The following is a 27,000-nucleotide window of genomic DNA, read 5'->3' as shown; positions in this document are numbered from 1 at the left end:
CAATCGATAATTTTTGTGAAATGTGAAACCGCGATATCGGTTCCCATCCTCTGAAGGGGTAACCCGAAGGGCAAGGTGGTCTTTTAATGGATAATTTTATAAAAATATAAAAAGTGAGAAGTAAAATGTCATTAATTACTCAACACAAAGTTACAAAGGTATTCTGAATACTGTAAACTAAATACTGAGAACTATAAACTGTAGACTGAATACTAATATTTAGTTTTATTTAACTAAATTTGTGTCGTGAAAAAATGCATAATCATATTATCCTTATTTATACTGTTGAAACCTGTTTTTCCTATTTTTCAATATGTAATAAACTATGATTATATTTCAACCGTTCTTTGTGTCAATAAAGAAAATACCGCACTTCATTGTAACGGAAAATGCCACCTGAAAAATGAGCTGGCAAAAAGTTCAGAAAGTGATACTAACTCTAAGAATAAAGAAACAAAAACCAATACTCCTTTAGAAATATTATTCTTTAATACTATTGATATCATTCAGTTTGAGAAACCTGTTTTTTTATCATTTACAAAAATCAGTTCTCTCTATTCCAATCTATATTCTTATTTAAAGAATTCCTATACTTTTCGCCCACCCTCTTTCAGCTCTTAATATTTTTAAAAATCCGTTTTTCGTCTCTCAGTACAACTATTGAGAAAGACGACTTATACCATAAATAAAAAATTTAAGACATGAATAATTTCAAATATATAATAATTGCCCTATTTTCTATTATCCTATTTTCCTGTTCAAGCAGTGATGATACTACTACACCCCCTATTACGGATAAAATAACGCAATCAAAGCTGAAAGATATCACTAATGACACACATACTATTGAACTTTATACAGATAACGGCATTCTCAAACAGGGATATAATACTATTTCCCTAAAAATTAAAGATAAGAATACAAATAATTATGTTACAAACGCTTCTGTCAGCTGGGCACCCCTCATGCATATGCTTACAAAGCAACATAGTTGCCCTATCTCTGAAGTTAAAAAAACACCAGGAAGTACCTCAATCTATAATGGCTATATTATTTTTCAAATGGCGAGTAATGATTTAGAATACTGGGAATTAACAATAAAGTATACTATTGATGGAGTTACTTATGAAGCAACAGACCAAATAAATGTAATCGCCTCCAAAAAAAGAACCGTGAGTGTTTTTACAGGTACAGATAATAAAAAATATGTTATTGCTCTGATCTCTCCTTCCGCACCTAAAGTTGCCGTTAATGATATTACTATAGGACTATATGAAATGAAAGATATGATCTCTTTTCCTGTTACTGAAAACTACACTATTCATATAGATCCGAGAATGCCGAGTATGGGTAATCACAGTTCTCCTAATAATGTTAACCCGGTTTACTTACAGGATCAGTTATACCACGGTAATCTTTCCCTTACTATGTCCGGTTACTGGAAGATAAACCTAAAAGTTCTGAACCAGGCTCAGGAAGTTCTGAAAGGAGAAGATATTACTGCTGAAAATGAAAGCAGCAGTCTTTTCTTTGAAATAGAATTCTAGTATCTGTATTCAAAAATGATAAAGGAGGTTCTTAATTGTAATAATTAAAAACACTCCTTTTATCTAAAAGCAAACACCATGAAAAAAATAATATTTTTTATCTTCCTCTATTCCTTTAATACACTCTCAGCACAAGAGCAGTCAAAAGATTCAGTTAGTATAATTCCCCTGAATGAAGTAATTATTATCGGAGCTTCAGAAGTAAAACATCAGAAACAGGCGAAACCACTAGCTTCTCTGGATGAATATCTGGAACAATCCGGCAAAATCAATATGATAAAAAGAGGTGCCTATGCCTGGGAACCTACTATTAACGGAATGGCTTCTGAAAGAACCTCAATAACAATCGACGGTATGCAGATCTTTGGTGCCTGTACAGACAAAATGGACCCTGTTACTTCATATATCGAAATTTCAAACTTACAAGAAGCACATATCTCCTCAGGGCAACAAGGTTCCGAAAATAATGCCACAATAGGCGGTTCCATAGATCTGAAACGAAAGAAAAGCAACTTTCAAAATACTGGATGGGGTGCTAATTTTGATACAGGATATGAAGCAAACGGAGATCTTAAAAGTTATGGACTAGGCGTATACCACAGTAGTAAAAACTTTTTTACAAATACGAATTTCATGTATCGCGATGCCAATAATTATAAAGCAGGAAAAGGAGAAAAAATCCTATATTCCCAATATACAAAATACAACTTTTCTACCATAATGGGAGTTCGTCTTGCAGAGAATAAAAGTATAGAAGCCTCTTTTATATTTGATGAAGCAAATGATGTCGGCTACCCTGCCTTACCCATGGATGTCTCTCTGGCAAGAGCTTTAATAACCTCCCTAAGCTATGAACAAAAAAATATTTCCCCTATATTCAAAAACTGGGAAAGCAAGATATATTACAATACAATCACTCATAAAATGGATGACAGTAAACGCCCTGTTGTTCCCATTCGTATGGATATGCCCGGCTGGAGTGACACGTATGGATTTTATTCTAAACTTCAGGGAAAAACAAATCAGCATCAATTCACTGCTAATCTGAGCTCTTATCATAATACCTCAAAAGCAGAAATGACAATGTACCCGAACAATCCGAACGAAAGCCCCATGTTTATGCTTACATGGCCCGATGTGACCACCTGGAATTCCGGACTATATATAGAGGATAAAATCACTTTAAAAGAAAATAAAGCACTTAAATTTTCTACCCGTCTGGGTTTTCATAGTAATACAATCTCAGACGATTTTGGACTGAACAGTTTACAAATTTTTTATCCCGGACTCTCTAAAACAAAACAGCGTTTTTTATGGAGTCTTGCAGGAGAATATATCTATACAAAAAATAATTTCGAATATATACTCGGAACCGGCTACGGAGAAAGAGCCCCTTCCGTTTCAGAAGGATATGGTTTCTATTTATTCAACAGTTTTGACGGTTATGACTATATCGGAAACCCTAATTTAAAAAACGAGAAATCACTAGAAGGAAATTTTGCGATTCGTTATAAAACCAACGGATTTAAAACAGAACTTACCACTTCTTTTTTCCATATTATGAATTATATTATAGGAAAGCAGGATCCCTCTCTGAGCCCTATGACCATTGGCGCTTCCGGAGTCCGCATCTACTCCGCTCTCGATTATGTTTCTTTATGGAATACAGACTGGTCTGCTGAGTACCGGTTTACTAACAGACTACAATGGAAAGGAAAAATAGGCTATACTTATGGAAAAGGCTCTGACAATGAAAAAATACCTTTATTACGTCCTTTCTCCTATTCTACTTCACTAGGATATACTTATAAAGATTTTGCAACAGAAATAACGCTACAGGGAGCTGATAATCAGTATCGCTATAGTGCTGAATATGGAGAAAGAGAAACACCTGCCTATATTTTATATAACTGGTATGCAGGATATACCCTTTATCCCGGTAAAACAAAACTGTATTTAAAACTAGGAGTTGAAAATATATTTGATAAGCGTTATTCTACTTATTCAGACTGGAATCATATTCTGAGAAAAGGTAGAAACCTATTTTTAAACGTTTCATTTATTATCTAAAAAACAAGTAAAAATAATATATAATAATAAATAAATATAAAATTAATTCATGATCTTAAGAATCTAAATCAAAAACTAACATTCTCTTTGTTCAAAAAATAAAATAATTTTATATTTTTACTATTATTACTTATTTCAAAGCTCTAAATCCCTGTAACTTTGAGTCTTTTTTAAACAATACAGATGATAGAAACAATATCTAAAAAGGATTATAACGAAATCATTACTGTTTGGGAAGCATCTGTAAGAGCTACACATGATTTTCTGGATGAAGCTGATATTTTATATTATAAACCACTCATTCTGAATCAGTATCTCAATATGGTTCAGCTTTTCTGTATTCGTAATGAAAGTAAAAATATAATTGGTTTTCTGGGAGTCGATACAGATAAAATAGAAATGTTGTTTATTCATCCTGATAACAGGAGAACCGGAACCGGAACAAAACTGCTGGATTTTGCTATACATGAATTAAAAACAACAAAAGTTGATGTAAATGAACAGAATGAACAAGCAGTAGGTTTTTATAAAAGTAAAGGTTTTAAGATCATCAGTCGATCCGAATTGGATGGAATGAAAAAACCCTATCCGATACTCCATATGGAACTGAGCTAAAATAAAAATTCCCTTTACTGAATCAGTAAAGGGAATTTATTTTATAAAAGAGGCATTTTTACATGCACATTATTTTTTTATTTCTGACCACATCAGTAATAACAATATTAGTAGAAGACTCTCCATACACAACTAATCGATCAATTAACCGTTCTAAATTGTGTATATCTATCAGAGTGACTCTCATCAACAAAGCATCTGATCCGGTCATTCTGCTACAATCATTCACTTCAGGAATTTTTGTAACAACATCTAAAAAAGGTTTTAGTTTCCCCGGATGAGGAGTAAAAGTAATAGAAGCTGATAATGAATACCCTGCTTTTTGAGGATCAATAACAGTTGTATAAGCTTTAATTACTTCAGTTTCTTCGAGTCTTTGAACTCTTTCTTTAACTGACGGTGCTGACAGACCTACTATACGTCCGATTTCAGCGAAAGACAATCTTGCGTCGTCTTGTAAAACATCGATTATTTTCCAATCTAGTTTATCTTTGATCATATTCTTGGGATTAATTAAATTTAAAGGGGTAAAAAAAGTTTTTAAGTTATATTTTTAAAGGTTAATAAAATTATTTCAATCTTTTTTGGGGTAAAATTCTATTATAAATATACAAATCTATTATTCAGAACGAGACAAAATTAGAAAAGTAAAAAGAGATTTTACACAAATAAATCATAAAATTATTAACAATACACAACAAAAGTATTTTCAATATGAAAAATATAAAAAAAAACTTACATATAATTTTATTTTAAACAATTTTAAACAAAAAAAAAACATTTGTTTTATATCGAAAGATTACTTTAACAGCTTCTTCCAATACCGGATATATCGAAAATTGTTAAATATTATAATTTTTACACAAAAAAATTAATATTATTACTAACTCAAAATCATAAAATAAGAAACTACTGTTTCAATATTAAAGACAACGATAATTATCAGATATTATTTTCATAACTATCACAATTAACTAGTCTTTGTAAACTTATTAAGGATCACTTTTTACAAAAAGATTATCCTTTCTCTGATACATAAATCTTGTAAAGATCTCTTCCGTAGTATAAACGGATAAAAAAAACGCAAAAACTACAATGATCAGAACATACAAATTATAATTCTATTTTTTCATAATTTATTGATATTTAATTGGATACTCTCTAATTTTTAAACTTAATTCTTTTACTAAATAAATCACATCTTTATTCCTGATTAAAACAAAATATAAGGAAAAACATAATCTAATTTAAATACCTATATTTTATCCTTATAATACAAAATGTAAAAATAAATTATTATTTCATAAAATAATAATAATAAATAAATTTTTTAATAACAAAAAAAAATATAACGTATAAAACATGTTTTATTGAATTCAAATATAATACAATTTTTGGAAAACTATTCCTATAAAGTATATAAATTATAAATTAATATACAAAAATTATCAATTTTCCTATAATGCTTCTCTAAATCACACCATTATTGTTAGTGTTTGAAAAATGTAAATTATATTTGTTTCTCGTTTTAATATATCTTTTTAATACGTTAAACTACTACTTAGATACCCAAAATTGTAAAGTGTGACAGAAATAAAATGTTTTCTGATTTACTTTTCTTAATTTTGAAAAAATAAAACAGATTCCCCTATTACTATGCTAAATAATACACGTACTTTATTCCTCTTATTTCTCTTAAGTCTGGTATCTTTTAGAGGTTACAACCAGCAATCGGAATTTCTTTTAAAATTTGATACTGTAAAGGAACTCAATGCTTTTTTTAAGTATACTAATACCACAATACCATTAGTAAGTGCACATCGCGGCGGACCGACAAAAGGTTATCCTGAAAATGCTATCGAAACTTTTCAAAACACCATTCAGTTTCATCCCGCAATTATCGAAACAGATATTGCTATGAGTAAAGACAACGTTCTGGTAATGATGCATGATAACACACTCGACAGAACTACAACAGGAACCGGAAGAATAGAGAACTACACTTTTGAAGAACTGTGTCAGTTACGATTAAAAGATAATGACGGTAATGTAACGGATTTTCAAATCCCAACACTCGACGATGTATTACAGTGGAGTAATGGAAAAGTAATCTTGACTCTGGATGTAAAACGAGGTATTCCGTTCAAAACAATCATTGATGCTGTCCGCAAAAACAAAGCTGAAACCTATTCTGTTATTATAACCTATAATGCAAATCAGGCAGGAGAAGTAGCCGCTTTTGCTCCGGAAATGATGATCTCCGTATCCGCAAGAGGAAAAGAAGATATAGAGCGTATGGAAAAGTACGGTGTAAAAGTTGAAAACATGGTTGCCTTTGTAGGAACTTCCGAACCGGATATCAAAGTATATGAATATTTACACAGCAGAGGAATTCCCTGCATACTTGGAACTATGGGAAACTTAGACCGCAGTGCGGCAACTAACGGAGATCAGTTATATTCCGCTCTGATCAAAAACGGTGCAAGTATACTTTCATCAGACCGCAATCAGGAAGCCGGTAAAGAACTGCTAAAATATATGGAAGAATATAAATTACAGTCTGACCATATTACGCATCAGCAAGAACAGTAAATTTCACTATAATGAAACAATTTATCTTTCTAATTCTATTAGTAGTACTATATATTCCGGTTCATGCTCAATTTTATCAGAAACAAAAAATAATCCTGCCATTTGAAGGAATGATAGGTAAATATCCTGTAACTGTAACTCTGGAAATGTCAGACAATCCTCCGTCTGATTCTTACATCAGTGGACAATACAAATACAACCATTCTAAGAACAAAAATAAAATTGATCTCTCCGGTGTTTTTAGTTATTTGAATACTATTGAATTAAAAGAAAGCTATTTTAATACCAAAACAGCAAAATCTCAAATCTCAGGATATCTAAAGGGTACATTTGATTCTCAGTATAACCTTTCCGGTACATGGAGCAACGCAAATAAAACAAAAACATTACCTCTTATTCTGACCCAAAAAATCTCTAATTTAAATCAGAATCTTCAGTTTGAATTTAGTACAACCTCTGATTTTGATAAAGAAGAAAACCCAAATCTCTACCAGAACTATGTCTTATTAAAAAAAGTAATTATCAGAGATGACAATGATAAGATTGTTCAGACCCTCACTGATCTGAATCAGTATCTGAACAAAGAGGAAAAAGCAGGAGAAATTGTGTTTGCAGATTATAATTTTGACGGATTTATGGATTTGGCTATTCCATATTTCTTTCCGGAAAGAACAAAATACGATTGGGGACAACTCTATTTCCTATATAATCCTGAGACAAAACAATTTGAACGAAATGCAGAACTGGAAGAACTGGAAGTCGTTTTTGTAAATTACTTTGATAATGTTATTGTCCGACTTGAAGCGGACGGCAGAGGAAATGAAACAGATTACTCCTATATATTCAAAGACGGTCATTATTACCTGACCAAAAAAGAATACTCATACGAGAACGGAGAATCCGGAACCATTAATTATCAAATCCAAAATGGGAAATCTGTAGAAGTCCCTCACCCGGTTAACTCTAAACCTTAACCTTCAAAACTCTAAAAACGACTACGGATCCAATGGGTCCAATGGATTCTGATGCAAAGAAGTCCTGTTCGGTATAAATTCCAAAGTATAAGGAGATATACGTTTTAAAATCTCCGCAGGTTTATACCCCAATTCCGTTATAAATCGCTGGATAAAACGATCTGACCCAACATAATCACTATGTTCCTTATTCGTTACAACCAATGCTTTCTTTTCCATCGGAAATTTATATTCAATCATTAAACGAACAGCATTTCGCACATTCGTTGCAGTATGACGCGCATGCGGATCAATAATAATATGTTCTTCCGGAATACCATAATACTCCATCAGCTCTCTTTTCATTTCAATTGCTTCACAATACGGTGTTCGAAAAGGATGAGCATGACCTCCCGAAACCATAATAAAAGGCGCTTTATTCTCTCTAAACAACTGCACTCCCAGTCGTAAATTCAGTTTCCCCAGAGCAGACAATCGATCCGTATAATTTTCAGGACCATTTCCCAAAACTAAAATAGAAGAATAAGGATAATCATCCCATGAGAGATCTTCAGCAAAAACTAACGCTTCCCTATTCCCCTTTTCTGCTAGTGGCTCATATAATTCAAGTTCATTACGATGATTCATATATAATAAAGCCAAACAGAAATCAAGAGAGCTTTCAAAAAACAATTCACTCCCTTTCCTTTCACGATGCAGTGCCTCACTCCATAAATAAACAGAACGATGATAAAACAAACTTTTCACATCATAAGAAACCGAATCAATCTTAGGATATAAAGGAGCTTCTCCCCGACCATATACCTTTAGCAGATTATTCATTCCTGCAACACATAGCCTCCAGGAAGCCTCAATATATTTTTCAGGCGACATCCCATTAAAATTCTGATACTTCCCGGAATCCTTCAAATGATTATATATTATTTTAAAAACCTTTTCCTGATGATATAACTGAACGAAACGCGCACCAATAGCGGTAATCTCATCATCAGACCAAGAATAAGCATCCACTAAACAAGGAATATCTTTTTGACACAATTCCAGGCTTTTTGTTATTCTGTCAATTCTTGAGGTTCTAATTTTAGAAAATATCTTATCTTTTAACAGGATAGCATTTATACCCTTGTCATTCTGTAAAACCGTAAGAAAATAGAAATTCTTATCCTGAATAACAGAATTGGATTTATAAAGAATTACATCCTTATCCTGAGCATTTAAAACAGAAGAGTACCCCACAACAGATAACAAAACAAATAAAGCTATTTTCCTCAACATATACTATAATACAAGTTTAACAAAGCAGTAAAGTTACTTAAATGTTTTTTGCAAAAAATAAAAGAGAAAATATAAAAAGAGAAAAGTCCTCAGAATAGCTTTAAAATAATAGCTCACCTTTTACAAAAACTATCAATCATCAAATAAAAACTATCAACTATAAAACAGTACATTTGTGAGACCCTAATCCACAAAAAAAGATCTTATGGAAAATTTAGAAGCAGCCAGACTACAAATGGCTTTCACACTAATTTTTCACATTGTTTTTGCCTGTATTGGTATGGTAATGCCTTTCTTTATGGTAGTATCCCATTACAAATGGCTCAGAACAAAAAACCCTGTCTATCTTACCCTTACTAAATCCTGGCAAAAAGGAGTCGCCATATTTTTTGTAACAGGCGCTGTTTCCGGAACCGCATTATCCTTCGAACTCGGACTACTCTGGCCCGAATTCATGAAACACGCAGGTCCCATTATCGGAATGCCTTTCTCTCTCGAAGGAGCCGCTTTCTTTATTGAAGCCATTGCATTAGGATTCTATCTGTACGGATGGGACAAACTGCCCGAAAAATTCCATTGGTTTACCGGAGTAATCATTGGAATTGCCGGAGTAGCATCCGGAATTTTGGTAGTATCCGCAAACAGTTGGATGAATGCCCCATCAGGATTTGATTACGTTAACGGGCAATTTATTAATATAGATCCCGTAAAAGCCTTTTTAAATCCTGCCTGGTTCACACAAGCTTTACATATGACCTTAGCAGCCTTTACCGCAACCGGATTTGCTGTAGCAGGAATACACGCTTATCAGGTCTATAAACAGCGAAATGTCGAATTACACAAAAAAGCTTTTAAAATAGCCATTGTCTTTGGCGCCGTTGCAGCAATATTACAACCTTTAAGCGGTGATATATCCGCTAAAGACATTGCAGTAAGACAACCGGTGAAACTGGCCGCACTTGAAGCCCATTATAACACAGAAAAAGGAGTTCCATTATTTATAGGCGGAATAGTAAATGAAGAAACTCAAGAAGTATCCTATAAAATTGAAATACCAAAAGCACTTTCCTTTCTCGCCTTCGGTGACCCCAATGCCGAAGTAAAAGGATTAAATGCTTTTCCGGAAGACGAAAGACCTCCTGTAGCCATTGTTCACTATGCCTTTCAGACCATGGTAGGTCTCGGAACCCTTTTAATGCTGACGGGAATCTTATATCTTATCAGTTTAAAAAAGAAAAACTGGCTGAATAGCCCTAAATACTGGCTTCTGTTTATTTTCATGGCACCAATGGGATTCATTGCACTCGAAGCCGGCTGGATCGTTACAGAAGTAGGCAGACAACCCTGGATTATTCATAATGTAATGAAAACCAAAGATGCCGTTACCCCGATGCCCGGTATTGTATTTAGTTTCTATATGTATATTGTACTGTACACAATTCTGACCATTGCCATTACCTGGTTAATGTCCAGACAAATCAGAGTACTTAATAACGCTAAATAAATAAGATATGATCTATGTTGTTTTATTTTTTGCCGTCTTCTCTCTGTTCCTCTATGTTGTATTTGGCGGTGCCGATTTCGGTGCAGGAATAATAGAGCTGTTTTCTCCAAAAAGAGACAAAGAAGTGACCAAAAAACTGGTTTACAGAGTTATCGGACCCATCTGGGAAGCAAATCATATCTGGATTATTATCCTGTTTGTTATTTTCTGGATTGCCTTTCCCCTATATTACAATGTACTCGTCGTTTATTTACATATCCCTTTAACCCTGATATTATTAGGAATAACACTTCGGGGCGTTGCCTTTGTTTTCAGACATTATGACGCCGTAAAAGACAGATCACAACTGTTGTACGACAAAATGTTCGAGATCTCCAGTCTTCTGACCCCTATATTTCTGGGAATGACATTCGGTGCATTAATTGGTGGAAAGATCACCATTACAGAAGACTATACCACTATTGATTTTAAAACACTATTCATAGATTCCTGGTTACAACCGTTCCCTATTTTACTCGGATTCTTCTATGCAGCCATATGTGCCTTCCTTGCCTCTACCCTCTTAATTGGTGAAGCCCCCGAAGCCTATAAAAAAGTATATATGAAAAAAGCCGCTGTTACTACAATTATAGTAGTAATCATCGGCTTTATGACCATCCTGTCCGGATATTGGTCCGATAATTATTTTGTAAAAGATTTCATTAATGACACAATCGCAGAAACAGCCGTGATTCTGTCCGCCTTACTATTATTTCCCCTTTGGTACAGCATTACAAAAGGGAGAAAAATATGGAGCAGAATCTTTGCCGGATTACAAGTCCTTCTGATCCTGTCTGCCGCTATTGGAGCGCATTTCCCTAATATTATAATTACAACCGATCAACAACTGAATATTTTTAGCAGCATTGCTCCCGATAAAGTTATTACCGTTCTCGGGATATCCCTAATCATAGGAGGTGCTTTTATTTTACCGGGATTGTTTCATCTGCTGAAATCATTTAAAATGATCAAAACAATAAAAAATAAAGACAACCCAGATGATACCATCTGAACGATATTTCCAATTAATATATTTTGATTTTATATATATCCTAACAGGTTTTTTTCAACCTGTTAGGTATAAACTGAATAGTAAATTTATAAATCAATTAATCAAAGCTAACTTTATAGAGCAAAGAAACAAAAGACCTAACAGGTTAAAAAACCTGTTAGTATATTCCCCTGCTTCTAAAAACAGGCAATCCTTTCATTTTTAAAACTTTATCGCTTAATAAATCGCTTTATTTTCGTACCCTCTTCCGTTTCTATATGCAGTAAGTACATACCGGAAACTAAATTCTGTACATTAATTTCATTCGTATTTTTCTGATTCGCTAATTTTATACCTGCATAATCATACAGCGTAATTTCTTTCACAGCAAGATCAGAATGTACATGCAGGACATTCGCTACAGGATTAGGATAAATTTTTACAGAAGTTGACGTTTCAGCCGTTGGAGTAAAAACATTCTGCATTTTAAAAGCCGTAGGAGACAATACATTTTCTGTCGCTGCATTAGTAATAGAAACCTCATATTCCAGTGTTAAATCCGGTAACTCAGGATTTGTCATTTTACAAATAAGTGTTTTCCCCGCATTAGCAGGACTGGCATAAAAAGCACCGTTAGCAGCAAACATAACTACTTCTTTTCCTGTTAAATCATACCATTTATAAATAGTAGTTTGATTTTTAATATTATACTCCGACGTTAAATCGATAATTTCAAAATAACCTTTCTTGCCCCCTTTTATTTTCCTTTGTGGTGAATATTTGAATTTTTCTTCCGGTTGCTGAGCATAAATAAGAGTTGAAAATTTTAAAGAATTATTGTCACTATATAAAGTTTTTAAGTTTATATTTTTAGAAAGATCCAACGCTGTTAAATCATTCCAGGAACATCTCAAATCAGTCAGATTTACATTATTAGATACATCTAATTCCTCGAACGAATTCATATGACAACTTAAATAATCTAACTTAGGAAATTTAGATACATCTAAAGAGCTCAGACCGGCAGAATAACAGGAAAGAGATTTTAAATTCGGAATATTAGAAAGAACAGGACTCTTTGATCTGGGATTGGCACTAAAATTAATATACCATAAATTTAAACAATCTGTAATTTTCACATTTAATAAAAAATTAAAAAACGCATTTATACTCTTTAATTTGGAATTATTACTTATATGAAGCGTTTCTATTTTATTATAAGTAACATTAATACCTTCTATGGTAGGATGATTTACTATCTCTAAAGAGGTTAATTTATTTTCACTACAAGATAAACCAGTTAACTTGGTGTTTCTGGAAATATCAATTGTTGCTAACTGGTTATAAGAACAAACCAAACTAGTTAATTCGGTATTTCTGGAAACATCTAATGTTGTTAATTTATTTTGTGAACAATCTAAATTAGTTAATTTAGTGTTTCTGGAAATATCTAATATTGATAACTTGTTCATATTACAACGTAATGATATTAAATTCAAAGCTTTAGAAAGAGATAAAGAACTTATATCACTCTGAAAACAATCTAAATTTTTCAGATTAGGACATCCGGAAATATCCAGTTCGGTTAATAAAAGATTAGACCAACATGTTATAGCAACTAAATTAGGATTATTTATCAATTTAATGGAAGAAAGATTGGATGCATAAAAAAAAACACTTCCTAAATTAGGAAAATAAATTCCTTCAAAACTTCCTGAAAATTTCACATCATAAAAAGAAACACGTGTTAATACATACTTCCCATTTTCTTTTTTCCACGTTAAGTTGTCTCTTAATTTAGATAACATAGTAGCCGGATTACCGCTAATAGCATTGGACATATCATCCCAGTTTAATGAAATAACTTCATAATTATATTTTCCGGTTTCAGATGAAAACTGCATAAGTAAATTTAAAACTCCAAAAATATCAGATGGATTGTATTCAGAACCAGAAGACGCAACAAAATACCTTTTTAGATCTTCCGTATTCTTTATTTGTGAAGCAGATTTAACCTGAGCATTACCAGTAATACTAAGAATAGTAATAAATAATAATAATAATTTTTTTCTCATAATTATATTGATTTTAGTTAACATCACAAATATATTCACTTAAATAATATTTATTAACATAAACAACACTATAAATTACATTTATTTTAACTATAAAAATTTAATTTTGTTTATTTTTTATCAAACAATAACACTTAAACGTGTTTTAATCATTAAATTTAACACTCCGTTACATTTTTAACCTGATAATAATAAATACAGTTACATTTAAATATAATTTTTCATACTTTCTACATTAAACTCACAACTCTTCTCAAATACTGTGTGAAGCCACAAACTGAATACTCTTTTTTCCTCTACGCTAAAGCTTTTAAACAAAACAACTTCGGACTTACTTTAAAATAAAAAAGACGGAAAAAACGTATATTTGCAACAATACCACCGATAGCCCTCAACTATCAAAAATCTCAAATACCAACTTAAATTTAATAATGAAAAAAAAGTATCAATTTATTTGTATCATAGCAATGACATTAACCTTAGAATCCTGTGCACCGGGAAAACCAAAAATAGCTCTTTATGAAGGCAAAGATCTATCAGAAGAAGCCGTTATCCTCAGAGATAAAAACACAAAACAAGCCTCATTAGACATAAAAGTTTCCGAAAAATGGACTTTATATGCCGGTAAAACAGTAAAAACAATCGATTTCACTAAGCCGATACTGGAAGGAGACCAAGCCGGAGTTTATCCAATTCCCGTAGATAATAACGAAAGAAGCTACTTTCAGTTAATAACCGAAAGCGGAAAAGCTATTCTGTCCGAACGTCATTTACCAATGACCGGAGGATACAATTTTCGGGATTTAGGTGGTTTTAAAACAAAAGACGGAAAATTCGTAAAATGGGGAAAAGTATTCAGAACCGACGATCTGAACAAACTTACAGAAGCAGATCTCAATTATCTTTCCGATATTCCTGTTACAACCATTGTAGATTTTCGCAGTGAAGAAGAACGTACTGTCGCACCGGATCAGAATCCTACTTCTGTAAAGCACAACTACCCTCTGAGTATTGTTCCCGGAGATCTGTTAAACCTTGTCAAAAAAGACACTTCTAAAATGGATATGCCACTTCTGATGAAAAAAATAAATCAGATGCTGGTAACAAACAATTCCTGCATAAAAGTTTATAACACCTTTTTTGATCTGTTACAAAAAGAAAACAAAGTCCCTTTACTTTTCCATTGCTCGGCAGGAAAAGACAGAACCGGTCTGGGAGCAGCCCTCTTTCTTTATGCATTAGGTGTAGACGAGGAAACGATATACAGCGACTATTTAATGTCTAATGTTTATTTAGGCGATAAATACGCCCCTCTTGTTGAACAAAACCCTTCAACAAAAGACCTGTATCTTGTAAAAAAAGAATATTTACAAGCGGCAATCAGTGAAATAAAATCAAAATACGGTTCCGTAGAAAACTACCTGGAAAAAGAACTGAATGTTGATCTTAATTTAATGAAAGAAAAATATTTATATTAGCATCAATTCCGGTCTCAGTACTTAAATCGCTCTGAGACCGGAAATTACCATAAAAAATTCAGACAGTAAATCATTTAAACTCCCCCTTAATGAAATCAATTTATCTGACAGGCATTCTTTTCGTTTTTTTATCCTGCAACAGTACTAAAACAAGAATCGTATACAACGATACCCCAAAAGCAGATGTAAATAAATACATGGGAATCATAACTGCACAAGATCTGAGCAAACATCTGTATATCATTGCTTCCGACGAAATGGAAGGAAGAGACACAGGAACACCCGGACAAAAAAAAGCAGGTGAATATATTGTAGAACAGTATAAAAACAGGAATATCCCTTTCCCTAAAGGAGCAGACAGTTATTATCAAAAAGTACCTTCACAATTCATGCTCAGAGCCTTTAGTCCCAGACTAAATGATTCAGAAAACATATGGGCTTTCATAGAAGGTTCAGAAAAACCGGATGAAATTCTGGTAATTTCCGCTCATTACGACCATGTAGGAATGAAAAACGGAGAAATATATAATGGTGCTGATGATAATGGATCCGGAACTGTTGCAGTATTAGAAATTGCAAAAGCTTTTATGCAGGCTAAAAAAGAAGGACATGGACCAAAACGTTCTATCCTCTTTTTACACGTAACCGGAGAAGAACACGGATTACACGGTTCCCGTTATTATTCCGAACATCCTTTATTTCCTCTAGCTAATACCATTGCTGATCTGAATATAGATATGATAGGACGAAGAGACGAAAAACACAAAGACAACCCTAACTATATTTATCTGATCGGTTCAGATCGATTAAGCACCGATTTACACAACATATCCGAAGAAGCCAATACAAAATATACCCAGTTGGAATTAGATTACAAATACAATGCTGTAAACGATCCCGAACAAATCTATTACCGTTCCGATCATTACAACTTTGCCAAAAATGGTATCCCTTCCCTGTTCTATTTTAATGGAACTCATGAAGACTATCACTTACCCGGAGATACTCCCGACAAAATAGAATATAACATACTTCAAAAACGTACACAATTAATTTTTGCTACAGCATGGGAACTGGCAAACAGAGAAAATCGCCCCGTTGTAGATAAATAAGAATATCTTGTATTAAAAATTCAGTTCCGTCCGTCTCTACTAATAAAAGCATTAATCAAGTCTTTTACTGCTTCCCCTTCAGAAGCAAAAAAGCATTCTTTTTCTGCTTGTATTTTCAGATAGGTCTCTTTGATCTTTAGATCACTGATATACGAAATATCAAAATAACGCACAACAGATATTTGCTTGGTATTAATTGTTAGTGTTTCTCCTGCCCGGACTATATAGTCAATACCATTTCCTATAACAGTGTACTGCTTCTTATTAAAAATAATAATAGAATCAAAATTAGCAGTACTATACTGTACCTGATCTTCAAGTATAGTTAAAAAAGCTCCTGTAGCTATATTAACTATTAAATTTCCGTTACAATGGATTTCTATGTCTTTCATTTATGACTGAATTATATATACTTTTTTCATTTTATTTTAGTTCTCAATTAACTTTAAATAAATTCGCTCTCCCTTAAAACAGGAATTAGATGTTTCTCCAGAATTACTACATCCATACGATGGTAACGTGTCTGTTGTATATCCTTTTTTTATAAAAATTAAATCTGATGGGTAATTTTTTTTATAAGTTAATTTAAAATACCCTTCACTATTTGTATATGTAGTTATATCATTTTTACTATCATATACTTTTACCTCTTTTAAAGGTAGTTGTTTATCTATATCATACACATATCCATAATATGTTTTGTTACAACTTATTAATAATACCGAAATAAATAATGTTAAAATAATAGTTCTCATTTTATTTTTAGTTAGCCACATTAGAATTATACTTTTTGCTTAATCTTAAAGTATCTGGTTTTTTATACTGAAATCGAAAATAGGAACTTCCTCTAAAGGAATCTATAGTATAAACCGTGTCTGCTATATAACCTTTTTTATAAAATACTAGTGGCTCTCCATAAATCTTTCCCGGTTCTATCGAAAAATACCCAGTACTATCTGTATAAACAAGTGCTTCAGAAGTTATATCTCTTACATATATTCCTATTTCTTTTATAGGTTTCTTACTGTCTTTATCAATGACTATTCCATGATGGTAATCTATTTCCGGAGGATATTTTTTATGACAACAACTTGTAATTATAAAAACAATAACGATTACTACTAATATTCTTTTCATTTTATTTTTATTTTAGTTAGCCAAATAAGCCCTAATAAATCTTCTGGTGCTATCACTACTCTTTGAAAATACTCTCTCGGTCTATACTCATCCGCATATTTCATTAAATCAATTTCTCCTTTTTCCGGATAAACAGTATCCAAATTTGGTTTTTGTATAATCATACTCCAATGAGAAGTTCCTTTATGTGTTTTAGAGTAAATATGTCCTCCATATTTTAAAAGTAAATGATGTCCTATTTCATGAGCCGAAGTTTCTGTAAATTCTTTAATAACATTCTTTTCGTTCTTAAAAGTCCATCCCTCATTCATATAGATTTCATTCGTTTTTCTATAAGTTTTCCAATCACCATCATAAGTATATCCTACTATATAAAAAAGCTTTCTAGAAGCTTCCCAATTATGAGAACGAGTAAAATTCGTTTCTTCTTTATTGGTAAAATATACTATTTTAGGAGCAATCATACCATTACTGTCCTGTACCGGATTAGTGAAAATCTCCCATTTTTCATCATGAATATCCGTTCCCTTTCCTTTGGTTCTTTCAAATGTTCTGCTCCAATAGGTTTGAATTCCTTGTAAGGCGAAACTACGTAGTTCTTCAAAGGTTTTTGTTCTTGTTTTGATAAGTTCTTCTTTATAGTAATCTTTTACTTTTTGAAGTACTTTATCTCCTTTATCCAATCCTTCTGCTCCGCCATCTTTTAAATTTACCCGTAAGGTAATATCGATCCGTTTATTGTTTTTATCAATGGTAACATCGGTCCAGTTTACTTCGCTGTATTGGGTTCCAAATTCTACTGTACGACTTTTAGACAGTCCGTCTTTTTTGGCAGTAATTTTAGCTCTTAGTTTTTTACCGTTAAGCTGAGCACTGTCATAAATATCATTATTATCAAATCCGTTCCAGTGAAAAATATACGTTCCTTGTTTGGTATAATCAGGTTCTGCATTAACATACTTTTTAAAGATACTTTTGTAATCCCATATTTTAGGAATATAAGAAGAAAAAGCAGCAACTTCCTGTTCTATTTCTACTAGTAATTCTTCTTTTTTTAGTACAGATACAATAACCGGTTGTAAATGAGTCATTTGATAAAGTACTGTGTCATCTTCTGCCAGTATCTGAAAATTTAATGAATCAACATCTGCTTTGCTCAGTTGGTATTCAAAGCTAAAATACGGATTTTCATAGTTATTTTTATAATCCAGTATTCCTAAAGGAACAAACGTTTTCATATTCTTATCGATAGCAAATGAAAGATCAAAATCCGGTTCCTGATAATCCGGTACAGGCACACCCATAGTATTGAGCGCAACGAGTTCACATCGCTGAGCACAATCGGTTATCTTTATCGTTGCACCGCCATAGTTGCATTTAATGGTACTTTTGAGAAGTAAAGGACTTTGATCCTGAACTTTTGTACTTCCGGTATCTTTCCATTTATCCAACTGCATGACAGAAGCACAGGGACTGGCGCTCTGCGGACTTTTCTTGCAGTTCCCCATAAAGATAAGACTTTTAGCCTCTTTTTCTTTTACCGTAGCCGTTCTTTTATTCTGTATAGAAGGGGTATCATAGTTTACTTTTAGAATGCCTTCCGGATTGGTACAAAGAGAACATTCCAGTTTAGCAGTATCTATTACGTATTTTAACTCTTCTTCAGCTTGTTGGGTTTCTTCGTGTCTGCTGTCACTTTCTGCCGAAAGGTCGTCCATTTCCTTTTGATACGCTTTCAGCGTTTCATCTGTAAATCGTTTTTGCTGTTGCTCTGCTATAGAGTTATTTCCTCCGGTTACAAACATTTGTTCTTTTTCAATACGCAATGCTTCTTCTTCCCGGGCGAGCTCTATAGGATGTTTTTTCTTTTTAAACCAAGACATTGTAGTGAATATTTATAGTGATGATTTTTTTGTTCTGTTTCTAAGAGGGCTTCGGTTAATTGATCGTTTTGATAGTAGTAAATCCCGGTTCCCTTTCGACGTTCCTGATTCAGTTCTGTTTTTAAACGGATTTTTTCGTTTTTTTTATAAACCTGTAGTTTTTCCTGTTCAGACAGAACCGTTTCTGAATCATAAACACCTAAATAACCATTGAAAAACAATCCATACATTTTGTTTTCTTTTAAAAAAGAAATAGTACTTGTACTATTTTTTACTAATGCCTCTATGACCTGAGAGTAATTATCAAAGACTTCTCCCTGATATTTTTTCTGAAGACTTTTTTTAGAATATACCCACCGGGACTGTAGTTCATTCAGATTATCAATTCCTGTAATAGTTCCTGTTTCATCTACAGAAAGAATAACATCGCAAAAAACCGTATGAATATTTTGTAGAAAGGATATAGCATTAAATCCGTCTCCTTTAAAATCCGTCTCAGGGCAAATGATCTGATATTTATAATCTTCTTTACTCTTTCCGGAATATAAAACAGTCGCTTTCCGAATAAAAATACTGGTCAGAGGTCTTTCCGGATTCGTATCATCCTTTACTTCTGTTTCAAAACGGTAGTCAACCTGACGACTAACGGTTGAATGTTTTATTATAATCGAACCTTGTTGTATCATAATGAATTACCCTTTATATTTTTTTCTGGTCTTTTCATACTTAGAAGATCGTGTAACCGGGTCTAATCCCATCTTATCCGATTTTGCAGACCAGTGCAGATAGTTGTTTCTCAGATAATGTAAATCTTCTTTTTCGATAAAATCCAGATAGGATATTTTGTTGCTTTTCCTAAGATATTTTTTCTGTTTGTCTACTGTTATTATATCTTCTACGATTCCAACTCCTTTTTGCACTGCACTTCTACGATTGAGAAGTTTATTGATCTCTTCTTGTTCTTGTTGTTCAACTAATTTTTTTCTTAGATTGAGAACTTTGTTTTTATATTTTGTTAATCCATCATGAACGTTCATTAAATCCGAAGGAATTAACCATTTTTGATTTATAAAATATTTTTCATTAAAAGAAAGCCCCGTCTCTTCGGCAAATTCTTTCATAAACTCCATTGGGATAAAGGAGTATCCGTTAGATAACTGACGATGCCCGTTCAGTACACCAAAAGGAGGCGTTCCAATCTGGATACCGTCTAATAATTTTTTATTGATATTCCGAACTGTCATATTAAAGCTTCTGTAAAAAATTTGATTCAGAATTTCCTGTATCGCTCCGGTTAACAGCAGACTCTGAATATCATCTTTGAGCCACCAGACATACTCCGGTTTGCACTGCTCCTCTTTTAACCAACCCTCAGAAACTAATTTATTTTTAAACCGTGTTATCGAAGACGGTTCTGTAATCCATTCCAGAAAACGATTCGTATTTTCCGTAAGATCCGTTTTTAACTTATCCATTATCGTTAGCGGAGTAATAAAAAAAGCTGTTTTTTCATACTCCGTTTTGTTATAGGCTCCGCCCACATCACAATGCGCTCCGGGCAGGTTCAGTTCGATTCCTTTAAATCCGGTACTTTTTATCGTGGTCAGTGCAAAGTTTTTTCTGTATTCATCCTCTGCCACCAGATGAACAGTACAATACGCTTTCTGAACGGTATCCAGACTTAAATCCAGTACATCATTATCATGAAACAGTCCATAACTGGAAACGGTATCAAATAAACCCACAAACCGCACAAAAATATGATTGACCTGTATTCCTTTTTCTTTTAACTGTTGTTTAAAATAACTATGCGTTTCTTCAGTATAGGCTTTCTCAATAATTCCGGAAAACTCGCCTGTTAAAGAACCCAAATCCTGTTTCATCTGATGGGTTACAAAAGGGATTTTACTCATTTTAGTTGTCCATGACAGTTCCTCCTTATCCAGAAAAGAAAAATGGTGTTTATAAATGGCTTTCGTCTTTTCAAATAAAGAAGTGAATTCTTTGGCTATATCATGGTTCTCATAATATTTAGAGATTTCATCTTTTATACTATTGCTTGTAATAAAATGCGTAAAATAGCGTGCCGTAGTGGCACCACGACTAAAACCGAAAACATCAACAGTTAATGTATCAATAATATCTCCACTTTCTTTATAAGGATCAAGTTTGAGTAGCATTTCTATACAGGCTTTTCGGGCTTTTGCCCGTACTGAAGCAGAAAATACTCCAGTCGCTACCGCAAGCATATCATCTGGTTGACCGTCTTCGGTACCTACACCTTCAATATAAATATTTTCCTGTTCGCCCTCTTTTAACTCATAGCCATAAAATAAACGAGCCACATTGGTATACTCATTTTCATAACTATCGCCTGTTTCTTTATATGCTACTATTGTTACACCTTCTGCTTCTGCTTCAGAATCAGCATACAGCGAATTATAAAGGCGATCCGGCTTTTCTGTTGGATCTTCTACTGTAGGGGTTAAATCCTCCGGATTCATCAAAATACGATAGCGTTTTTGTCCTTGTTTTTCTATTTCTTTTCTGCGCCATTTTTGTAATTCAGTATTCGTTTTATTATTTTGAGTACCATCAAAAAAAACACTAAACGTAAGGCGTTTTCCATCAGCAGGATTTTGCTGCGGTACTTTATCATAAACAAAGGCTTTATTAAACATAGCTTATTCTTTTTCGTTCATAATAAGAATATCAGGATTTATTGAACCTGATCTTTCAACGACTTTTTCAGGATTTAATACATATTCATGAGTACTATTACTCAGCACAAACTTCGTTACCTGATCGTCTTTATCGGTGATATAGGTTAGTTCTGCCACTGTAGTAGGATCTTTACAGATCGCATGGAACGCTTTATAGATGTCCTCCTCTTTAAAAAACACCTCTACAAAACGAAATCGTTCTTTACTTTTTTCATTCCATAAAAAATAAAAACTCTTTGGAACGGCTCTTTTTTCAGGGAGATTTTCTTCTTTATATTCATGGTATAACGATTCTTTTTCTCCATTATAAAAGACTATATGAATACGGGTCAGTTGTGCTTCCGCAGTAGCATCCAGTTTGGGTTTCCAGATAAATTTTTCTCTATATTCATCTGCTTTACCGATCGGTAAAGTAGTAAGATCATCAGTTTTATAGGAAGAAATATAGGATTCTCTGGTAGAACCAGCACCATGACCGTTTGATCCGGCAAAATCACTCCAGGACACTTGGGTTTCTTTAACCTGATACCTGCCAATTTCAATTTGCTGATCTCCTGCGCTAATCCAGACTACTACCACGCCCAGTGGTGCCACTCCTACAATAATATCCCGAAAACGTTTAAATTTATTGGCGGTAATAACGGTGGTATTAGGGGCATTAGCGGACCACATTTTATCAAAATAATTTTTTAAAGTATCTGTAGGCATCGGAATCGTTCCTCCATAGAACTTATCTTCCTGAGGGGAAAACCATCGTACTGATAAGAATTCCGGAATGGGGTGGTATTCATTATTAGGTACCGCAAGGGTAACCTGAGGCCAGTTCCCATTTACCATCATCATAAATCCAACTTTTTTATCCTTCCCTTCAAAATAGCTACTGGAATTAGCGGTATAATAGCCCGGAAAACTACATAAATTTACATGATAATAATATTCTCCACCTTTTTGATTGGTCGGCCAGATGTCATTGGGTCGGTTGTATCTTTCTTCTCTTATTTTTGCTTTTTCTTCTGCATTCATATTTTCGTATTTTTTCTGACAGGATACTATTGTGATACACAATAGTAGTACTGCTAATAGGGTATAGATTTTTGATTGTATCATTTGTATCTTTTTTATTGAAGCAGGTTTTCGCTCCGGGACTTTATCATAAACAAAGGATTTATTAAACATAGCTTATTCTTTTTCGTTCATAATAAGAATATCAGGATCTATTTCACGTGACCATGTATCAATCTTACTAGGATTCAATACATACTCATGGGTACTATTACTTAGTACAAACTTCGTTACCTGATCGTCTTTATCGGTGATATAGGTTAGTTCCGCTTCTGTAGCCGGGTCTTTACAGATCGCATGGAACGCTTTATAGATGTCCTCCTCTTTAAAAAACACCTCTACAAAACGAAATCGTTCTTTACTTTTTTCATTCCATAAAAAATAAAAACTCTTTGGAACGGCTCTTTTTTCAGGGAGATTTTCTTCTTTATATTCATGGTATAACGATTCTTTTTCTCCATTATAAAAGACTATATGAATACGGGTCAGTTGTGCTTCCGCAGTAGCATCCAGTTTGGGTTTCCAGATAAATTTTTCTCTATATTCATCTGCTTTACCGATCGGTAAAGTAGTAAGATCATCAGTTTTATAGGAAGAAATATAGGATTCTCTGGTAGAACCAGCACCATGACCGTTTGATCCGGCAAAATCACTCCAGGACACTTGGGTTTCTTTAACCTGATACCTGCCAATTTCAATTTGCTGATCTCCTGCGCTAATCCAGACTACTACCACGCCCAGTGGTGCCACTCCTACAATAATATCCCGAAAACGTTTAAATTTATTGGCGGTAATAACGGTGGTATTAGGGGCATTAGCGGACCACATTTTATCAAAATAATTTTTTAAAGTATCTGTAGGCATCGGAATCGTTCCTCCATAGAACTTATCTTCCTGAGGGGAAAACCATCGTACTGATAAGAATTCCGGAATGGGGTGGTATTCATTATTAGGTACCGCAAGGGTAACCTGAGGCCAGTTCCCATTTACCATCATCATAAATCCAACTTTTTTATCCTTCCCTTCAAAATAGCTACTGGAATTAGCGGTATAATAGCCCGGAAAACTACATAAATTTACATGATAATAATATTCTCCACCTTTTTGATTGGTCGGCCAGATGTCATTGGGTCGGTTGTATCTTTCTTCTCTTATTTTTGCTTTTTCTTCTGCATTCATATTTTCGTATTTTTTCTGACAGGATACTATTGTAGTACACAATAACGTCAGGATCAGTAATGTATATATTTTCATATTATCCCTTGTTTACTTTTGTATCAATTGCTCCAAAGAACTTAGCTATTGCTGAACTGCGAAAAGTTATATCTCCTTCAGTAGTATGTTTTGTCGTTCCTGTAGTTTCAGTTAAATCCGTTCCGACTATTACCTCTTTTGTGGTAGTAATGGTTTCTTTCATACTATTAGCAAGGATTTGTAATTCCTTTGCTACTTCTATAAACGCATTATTTCCAACGGTAAGGAAAAAATCCTTTCCTGCATTAAAGGTTATAGTATTAGGAGCAGTGGCACTTATATTACCCTGTCCGTCCATTACCAACGTATTTCCACTAGGGTCTTCTAAAGTTAAACTGCCCTTAGCATCATTGTATTCTATTTTAATTCCGCTTCGAGTCTGTAATACTTTCAGATCATTTCCCTCTGTGGCAAAACCGGACTTTTCTTTTCCATTATAATTGGTCCCGGATACATAAGGAGCATCAGGATGATTACCCTGAAAGGAAACGAATACTTCTTCTCCAATTTCAGGAATGCAATAAAACCCTTTACCATTTCCGGCATATTGCGTTCTTACCCGGAGCCAGTCACTTTCGTTCTCTCGGGTTTTATTATTCCAGAAATATTTTACTTTGATACGTCCTAATCCTTCAGGGTCATTATTCTCTATTACCACAGCAGGTTGATCGAAAACAAAACCTCTTGCTAACGGATCAGTATAAGGCGGATAATTACAATCTGCCGGTATACCTGTAAATTCATTGGTTAAGTTTCCCGTTCCTATGCTGTGAAATGTACACTGCGTTATTATAACAAAATGTAACACCCCTTTATTTTCAATGGTTATAATACTACCAATATTAATAGGCTCTTTTGTAATTCCGGTATAAATAACCATTTGGGAAGCTTTTGCCGAAACATCTAAATCCAACATGCGATTAATTATATTCTGATTCTGAGCTTCAGGCGTATAATACGAATAGGACATATTGGATAATCGCCTCCCGTACTGTTGGCGTTGTGCCTCTATCGCATTCGTCATAAGATCATCTGAAAAATGATCTTTTGTATGTTCTTGTTCGGATTGTAGTAATGATGCTTGACGGTAATCATAACCGGATAATGCAGATTTATTACTGGTCAGAAAAACTTCCATTCCAAACTTCCTAAGGTCAGCTCCGTTTTTTAATACGATTTTGGATTCTTTGAGATCAAAAGATATTTTTTGACCATCATAATAAAACCATTCACCGTATTGTTTTGCCAGTCGGGTAATATAAGCCCAGTCACTCTCATTGGATTGCATAGAACTGGCAATTCTCTCTTTATATCGTGGGGTTATATCATTGAGATCCCATAATCCGGAAATCTGATCTTTAAAAGTGTCTGTTATTATTTCTGACAATGTTTTATTTAAATGAATTCGATTATGAGGAAAATCATCCATTACAACCGTTATACTTTTTCCGGTAATCCAGTATCCGGAAGTTGCCCCATCAGTATTATCCATTTTCATACCGGTTATACGTCCTTTATAATAGACTTCTTTCCCTATTCTGGTGTAAAAACAAAAGGTAATTTCCATATCCATAAATTCACGGAAGTTTTCCAGTGCTTGAGTTGAATTCGTTTCGACATTATCTGATATACGCCATAAAAATCGGAAACGAGTATGTTTGTTCATTTCCTGATGCATTTCTAAATCTGAAAAGTGTACCGATTTGTTATAGTTAGGAATAGTAATAATAATCCTGTGTTCATGTTTTTTTAATGTATTCATTAATGGTGGGTATTTAACTAAATTTAATTGTATTAGTATTAAAGCTGAAGGTTAATTCTGTTTGTTTTTGAAATATAATAAAGCGGGAGATGTTAAATAACCTCCCAAAAATTCATCAACTTCATACCTACTTACAGTAAAAAAACAAGAATATTTACAAATTCTATAAATTAATCTTATAAAATTATAAAATAGAATACAAATATAATTTTTAATTATTTAATTTTATGTTAGTAAAACCGACTTTTTTATTAATTTTTTTATTTCAACAGCAAATAAATAATTTGTAAACTCTTACAAATTAATTAGGTAAAGTTTCTTTCACTGTTTTTTTGAAGCCAGAGTATCCTTTTAGATGAACAGACTGTGAGGGTTTAATTCTTTTTTTAATTCTTTTAAAATTAGCCGGGAAAACCTAAACTATTTCCCGGCTCATGCCCCCCTTTTAGATAAACAGACCATGGGGGTTTAATTCTTTTTTTTAATCCTTTTAAAATTAGTCGGGAAATGACTAATTCAAAATATTTCCCGACTTATAAAATCCTTTTAGATGAACAGACTATGGGGTTTACTTCTTTTTTAAAATTAACCGGGAAATCCCCTACTTATTTCCCGGCTTATAAAACCCTTGTCCGAACGGATAGATAAAAAGGATTTTTAATCGGTAATGTATTGCTCAATGGCTGTACAGTAATAGTTCTTAGCAATTTCGTTTCTTTTAAAATTTATAAGTTGTCAGTCTAAAAGCAGTCGAAGCAGCTGTAAAAGTGTAAATCGTATTACTATAATATATTGTAAATCTTTCTTTCTTTACATATAATCCTTTGGGATCCATTAGAGCGTTATCTAATTCTTTAAAAAGAGCATAATCCGAATCATTACCATACCAAAGACCTGATGTCAAAAC

Annotated in this window: 23 protein-coding genes and 1 pseudogene; 11 read left to right on the top strand and 13 right to left on the bottom strand. The window is 33.4% G+C overall.

All coding sequences use genetic code 11. The annotated features are described in order from the left end of the window. Positions 1-285 precede the first annotated feature (285 nt). The 4 genes from AC4FQX_RS03745 (at position 286) to AC4FQX_RS03730 (ending at position 4,232) form a co-directional block, all read left to right on the top strand. The gene (locus AC4FQX_RS03745; RefSeq protein WP_491166331.1) at positions 286-621 is read left to right on the top strand and encodes a hypothetical protein; all 336 of its coding nucleotides are present in this window, start codon (positions 286-288) and stop codon (positions 619-621) included. 80 nt (positions 622-701) lie between these two features. Beyond that, positions 702-1,547: a hypothetical protein gene (locus AC4FQX_RS03740; protein ID WP_491166330.1), complete on the top strand. Its 846-nt coding sequence runs from the start codon at positions 702-704 to the stop codon at positions 1,545-1,547. Between the two features lie 78 nt (positions 1,548-1,625). Further along, the gene (locus tag AC4FQX_RS03735) at positions 1,626-3,617 is read left to right on the top strand and encodes a TonB-copper family protein (protein WP_491166329.1); all 1,992 of its coding nucleotides are present in this window, start codon (positions 1,626-1,628) and stop codon (positions 3,615-3,617) included. A gap of 183 nt (positions 3,618-3,800) precedes the next feature. After that, positions 3,801-4,232 (top strand): GNAT family N-acetyltransferase, encoded by a 432-nt coding sequence (locus tag AC4FQX_RS03730; RefSeq protein ID WP_491166328.1) that lies wholly within the window; start codon positions 3,801-3,803, stop codon positions 4,230-4,232. A 58-nt stretch (positions 4,233-4,290) separates the two neighbouring features. On the opposite strand, the gene AC4FQX_RS03725 is transcribed toward AC4FQX_RS03730, so the two are convergent. Beyond that, entirely contained in the window at positions 4,291-4,731 is a 441-nt protein-coding gene (locus AC4FQX_RS03725) for an Lrp/AsnC family transcriptional regulator (protein ID WP_491166327.1), read from the bottom strand. 1,157 nt (positions 4,732-5,888) lie between these two features. Between AC4FQX_RS03725 and AC4FQX_RS03720 the strand changes: the two genes are divergently transcribed. Both AC4FQX_RS03720 and AC4FQX_RS03715 read left to right on the top strand, forming a co-directional pair. Further along, positions 5,889-6,824 carry a glycerophosphodiester phosphodiesterase family protein gene (locus AC4FQX_RS03720; protein ID WP_491166326.1) on the top strand — a complete coding sequence of 312 codons (936 nt, stop codon included), beginning with the start codon at positions 5,889-5,891 and terminating at the stop codon, positions 6,822-6,824. A gap of 11 nt (positions 6,825-6,835) precedes the next feature. Then, positions 6,836-7,798 (top strand): XAC2610-related protein, encoded by a 963-nt coding sequence (locus tag AC4FQX_RS03715; protein WP_491166325.1) that lies wholly within the window; start codon positions 6,836-6,838, stop codon positions 7,796-7,798. Positions 7,799-7,819: 21 nt separating this feature from the next. On the opposite strand, the gene AC4FQX_RS03710 is transcribed toward AC4FQX_RS03715, so the two are convergent. Beyond that, positions 7,820-9,073: a YdcF family protein gene (locus tag AC4FQX_RS03710; protein WP_491166324.1), complete on the bottom strand. Its 1,254-nt coding sequence runs from the start codon at positions 9,071-9,073 to the stop codon at positions 7,820-7,822. A 205-nt stretch (positions 9,074-9,278) separates the two neighbouring features. On the opposite strand from AC4FQX_RS03710, the gene AC4FQX_RS03705 reads away from it, so the two are divergent. Both AC4FQX_RS03705 and AC4FQX_RS03700 read left to right on the top strand, forming a co-directional pair. After that, positions 9,279-10,577, top strand: a complete 1,299-nt coding sequence (locus tag AC4FQX_RS03705; protein WP_491166323.1) for a cytochrome ubiquinol oxidase subunit I — start codon at positions 9,279-9,281, stop codon at positions 10,575-10,577. A 7-nt stretch (positions 10,578-10,584) separates the two neighbouring features. Further along, a complete protein-coding gene (locus AC4FQX_RS03700) occupies positions 10,585-11,628 on the top strand; it encodes a cytochrome d ubiquinol oxidase subunit II (RefSeq protein WP_491166322.1) in 1,044 nt (347 codons plus the stop codon). Between the two features lie 209 nt (positions 11,629-11,837). Here the strand turns inward: AC4FQX_RS03700 and AC4FQX_RS03695 are convergent, their stop codons facing one another. Further along, positions 11,838-13,682, bottom strand: coding sequence for a T9SS type A sorting domain-containing protein (locus AC4FQX_RS03695; protein ID WP_491166321.1), 1,845 nt, complete (start codon positions 13,680-13,682; stop codon positions 11,838-11,840). 431 nt (positions 13,683-14,113) lie between these two features. On the opposite strand from AC4FQX_RS03695, the gene AC4FQX_RS03690 reads away from it, so the two are divergent. Then, positions 14,114-15,160, top strand: a complete 1,047-nt coding sequence (locus tag AC4FQX_RS03690; protein WP_491166320.1) for a tyrosine-protein phosphatase — start codon at positions 14,114-14,116, stop codon at positions 15,158-15,160. A gap of 89 nt (positions 15,161-15,249) precedes the next feature. Further along, positions 15,250-16,272 carry a M28 family metallopeptidase gene (locus tag AC4FQX_RS03685; protein ID WP_491166319.1) on the top strand — a complete coding sequence of 341 codons (1,023 nt, stop codon included), beginning with the start codon at positions 15,250-15,252 and terminating at the stop codon, positions 16,270-16,272. Between the two features lie 20 nt (positions 16,273-16,292). On the opposite strand, the gene AC4FQX_RS03680 is transcribed toward AC4FQX_RS03685, so the two are convergent. The 9 genes from AC4FQX_RS03680 to AC4FQX_RS03640 all read right to left on the bottom strand — a co-directional run bounded on the left by AC4FQX_RS03680 (position 16,293) and on the right by AC4FQX_RS03640 (position 26,093). After that, entirely contained in the window at positions 16,293-16,664 is a 372-nt protein-coding gene (locus AC4FQX_RS03680; RefSeq protein ID WP_491166318.1) for a hypothetical protein, read from the bottom strand. A 36-nt stretch (positions 16,665-16,700) separates the two neighbouring features. Beyond that, positions 16,701-17,027, bottom strand: coding sequence for a peptidase associated/transthyretin-like domain-containing protein (locus tag AC4FQX_RS03675; RefSeq protein WP_491166317.1), 327 nt, complete (start codon positions 17,025-17,027; stop codon positions 16,701-16,703). 7 nt (positions 17,028-17,034) lie between these two features. Next, complete coding sequence (locus AC4FQX_RS03670; protein WP_491166316.1) at positions 17,035-17,409, bottom strand: hypothetical protein; 375 nt, start codon at positions 17,407-17,409, stop codon at positions 17,035-17,037. Further along, positions 17,406-19,292 carry a PAAR-like protein gene (locus AC4FQX_RS03665; RefSeq protein ID WP_491166315.1) on the bottom strand — a complete coding sequence of 629 codons (1,887 nt, stop codon included), beginning with the start codon at positions 19,290-19,292 and terminating at the stop codon, positions 17,406-17,408. Before AC4FQX_RS03665 ends, AC4FQX_RS03670 begins: the two co-directional genes overlap by 4 nt. Continuing rightward, on the bottom strand, positions 19,259-19,978 hold the full coding sequence (locus AC4FQX_RS03660; RefSeq protein ID WP_491166314.1) for a hypothetical protein: 720 nt from the start codon (positions 19,976-19,978) through the stop codon (positions 19,259-19,261). Before AC4FQX_RS03660 ends, AC4FQX_RS03665 begins: the two co-directional genes overlap by 34 nt. A 6-nt stretch (positions 19,979-19,984) precedes the next feature. Continuing rightward, positions 19,985-21,973 (bottom strand): phospholipase effector Tle1 domain-containing protein, encoded by a 1,989-nt coding sequence (locus AC4FQX_RS03655; RefSeq protein WP_491166313.1) that lies wholly within the window; start codon positions 21,971-21,973, stop codon positions 19,985-19,987. Positions 21,974-21,976: 3 nt separating this feature from the next. Continuing rightward, positions 21,977-23,122 carry a DUF2931 family protein gene (locus tag AC4FQX_RS03650; RefSeq protein ID WP_491166312.1) on the bottom strand — a complete coding sequence of 382 codons (1,146 nt, stop codon included), beginning with the start codon at positions 23,120-23,122 and terminating at the stop codon, positions 21,977-21,979. Between the two features lie 72 nt (positions 23,123-23,194). Beyond that, positions 23,195-24,331 (bottom strand): DUF2931 family protein, encoded by a 1,137-nt coding sequence (locus tag AC4FQX_RS03645; RefSeq protein WP_491166311.1) that lies wholly within the window; start codon positions 24,329-24,331, stop codon positions 23,195-23,197. Between the two features lies 1 nt (position 24,332). Beyond that, positions 24,333-26,093, bottom strand: a complete 1,761-nt coding sequence (locus AC4FQX_RS03640; protein ID WP_491166310.1) for a type VI secretion system Vgr family protein — start codon at positions 26,091-26,093, stop codon at positions 24,333-24,335. Between the two features lie 507 nt (positions 26,094-26,600). Between AC4FQX_RS03640 and AC4FQX_RS03635 the strand changes: the two genes are divergently transcribed. After that, on the top strand, positions 26,601-26,741 hold the full coding sequence (locus AC4FQX_RS03635; RefSeq protein WP_491166309.1) for a hypothetical protein: 141 nt from the start codon (positions 26,601-26,603) through the stop codon (positions 26,739-26,741). Between the two features lie 70 nt (positions 26,742-26,811). On the opposite strand, the pseudogene AC4FQX_RS03630 reads toward AC4FQX_RS03635, so the two are convergent. Continuing rightward, a pseudogene (locus AC4FQX_RS03630) lies at positions 26,812-27,000 on the bottom strand (DUF4302 domain-containing protein); the annotation flags it as partial.

Source organism: Flavobacterium sp. AK-301 (assembly GCF_058310215.1).
Note: the sequence above shows the minus strand (reverse complement) of the source record. Positions and strands in the feature narration are given on the sequence as shown.

Excerpts from the sequence above, each read along its gene's own strand:
- AC4FQX_RS03740 (WP_491166330.1), top strand. The coding sequence starts at position 702 with ATGAATAATTTCAAATATATAATAATTGCCCTATTTTCTATTATCCTA.
- AC4FQX_RS03735 (WP_491166329.1), top strand. The coding sequence starts at position 1,626 with ATGAAAAAAATAATATTTTTTATCTTCCTCTATTCCTTTAATACACTC.
- AC4FQX_RS03730 (WP_491166328.1), top strand. The coding sequence starts at position 3,801 with ATGATAGAAACAATATCTAAAAAGGATTATAACGAAATCATTACTGTT.
- AC4FQX_RS03725 (WP_491166327.1), bottom strand. The coding sequence starts at position 4,731 with ATGATCAAAGATAAACTAGATTGGAAAATAATCGATGTTTTACAAGAC.
- AC4FQX_RS03720 (WP_491166326.1), top strand. The coding sequence starts at position 5,889 with ATGCTAAATAATACACGTACTTTATTCCTCTTATTTCTCTTAAGTCTG.
- AC4FQX_RS03715 (WP_491166325.1), top strand. The coding sequence starts at position 6,836 with ATGAAACAATTTATCTTTCTAATTCTATTAGTAGTACTATATATTCCG.
- AC4FQX_RS03710 (WP_491166324.1), bottom strand. The coding sequence starts at position 9,073 with ATGTTGAGGAAAATAGCTTTATTTGTTTTGTTATCTGTTGTGGGGTAC.
- AC4FQX_RS03705 (WP_491166323.1), top strand. The coding sequence starts at position 9,279 with ATGGAAAATTTAGAAGCAGCCAGACTACAAATGGCTTTCACACTAATT.
- AC4FQX_RS03700 (WP_491166322.1), top strand. The coding sequence starts at position 10,585 with ATGATCTATGTTGTTTTATTTTTTGCCGTCTTCTCTCTGTTCCTCTAT.
- AC4FQX_RS03695 (WP_491166321.1), bottom strand. The coding sequence starts at position 13,682 with ATGAGAAAAAAATTATTATTATTATTTATTACTATTCTTAGTATTACT.
- AC4FQX_RS03690 (WP_491166320.1), top strand. The coding sequence starts at position 14,114 with ATGAAAAAAAAGTATCAATTTATTTGTATCATAGCAATGACATTAACC.
- AC4FQX_RS03685 (WP_491166319.1), top strand. The coding sequence starts at position 15,250 with ATGAAATCAATTTATCTGACAGGCATTCTTTTCGTTTTTTTATCCTGC.
- AC4FQX_RS03680 (WP_491166318.1), bottom strand. The coding sequence starts at position 16,664 with ATGAAAGACATAGAAATCCATTGTAACGGAAATTTAATAGTTAATATA.
- AC4FQX_RS03675 (WP_491166317.1), bottom strand. The coding sequence starts at position 17,027 with ATGAGAACTATTATTTTAACATTATTTATTTCGGTATTATTAATAAGT.
- AC4FQX_RS03670 (WP_491166316.1), bottom strand. The coding sequence starts at position 17,409 with ATGAAAAGAATATTAGTAGTAATCGTTATTGTTTTTATAATTACAAGT.
- AC4FQX_RS03665 (WP_491166315.1), bottom strand. The coding sequence starts at position 19,292 with ATGTCTTGGTTTAAAAAGAAAAAACATCCTATAGAGCTCGCCCGGGAA.
- AC4FQX_RS03660 (WP_491166314.1), bottom strand. The coding sequence starts at position 19,978 with ATGATACAACAAGGTTCGATTATAATAAAACATTCAACCGTTAGTCGT.
- AC4FQX_RS03655 (WP_491166313.1), bottom strand. The coding sequence starts at position 21,973 with ATGTTTAATAAAGCCTTTGTTTATGATAAAGTACCGCAGCAAAATCCT.
- AC4FQX_RS03650 (WP_491166312.1), bottom strand. The coding sequence starts at position 23,122 with ATGATACAATCAAAAATCTATACCCTATTAGCAGTACTACTATTGTGT.
- AC4FQX_RS03645 (WP_491166311.1), bottom strand. The coding sequence starts at position 24,331 with ATGAAAATATATACATTACTGATCCTGACGTTATTGTGTACTACAATA.
- AC4FQX_RS03640 (WP_491166310.1), bottom strand. The coding sequence starts at position 26,093 with ATGAATACATTAAAAAAACATGAACACAGGATTATTATTACTATTCCT.
- AC4FQX_RS03635 (WP_491166309.1), top strand. The coding sequence starts at position 26,601 with ATGACTAATTCAAAATATTTCCCGACTTATAAAATCCTTTTAGATGAA.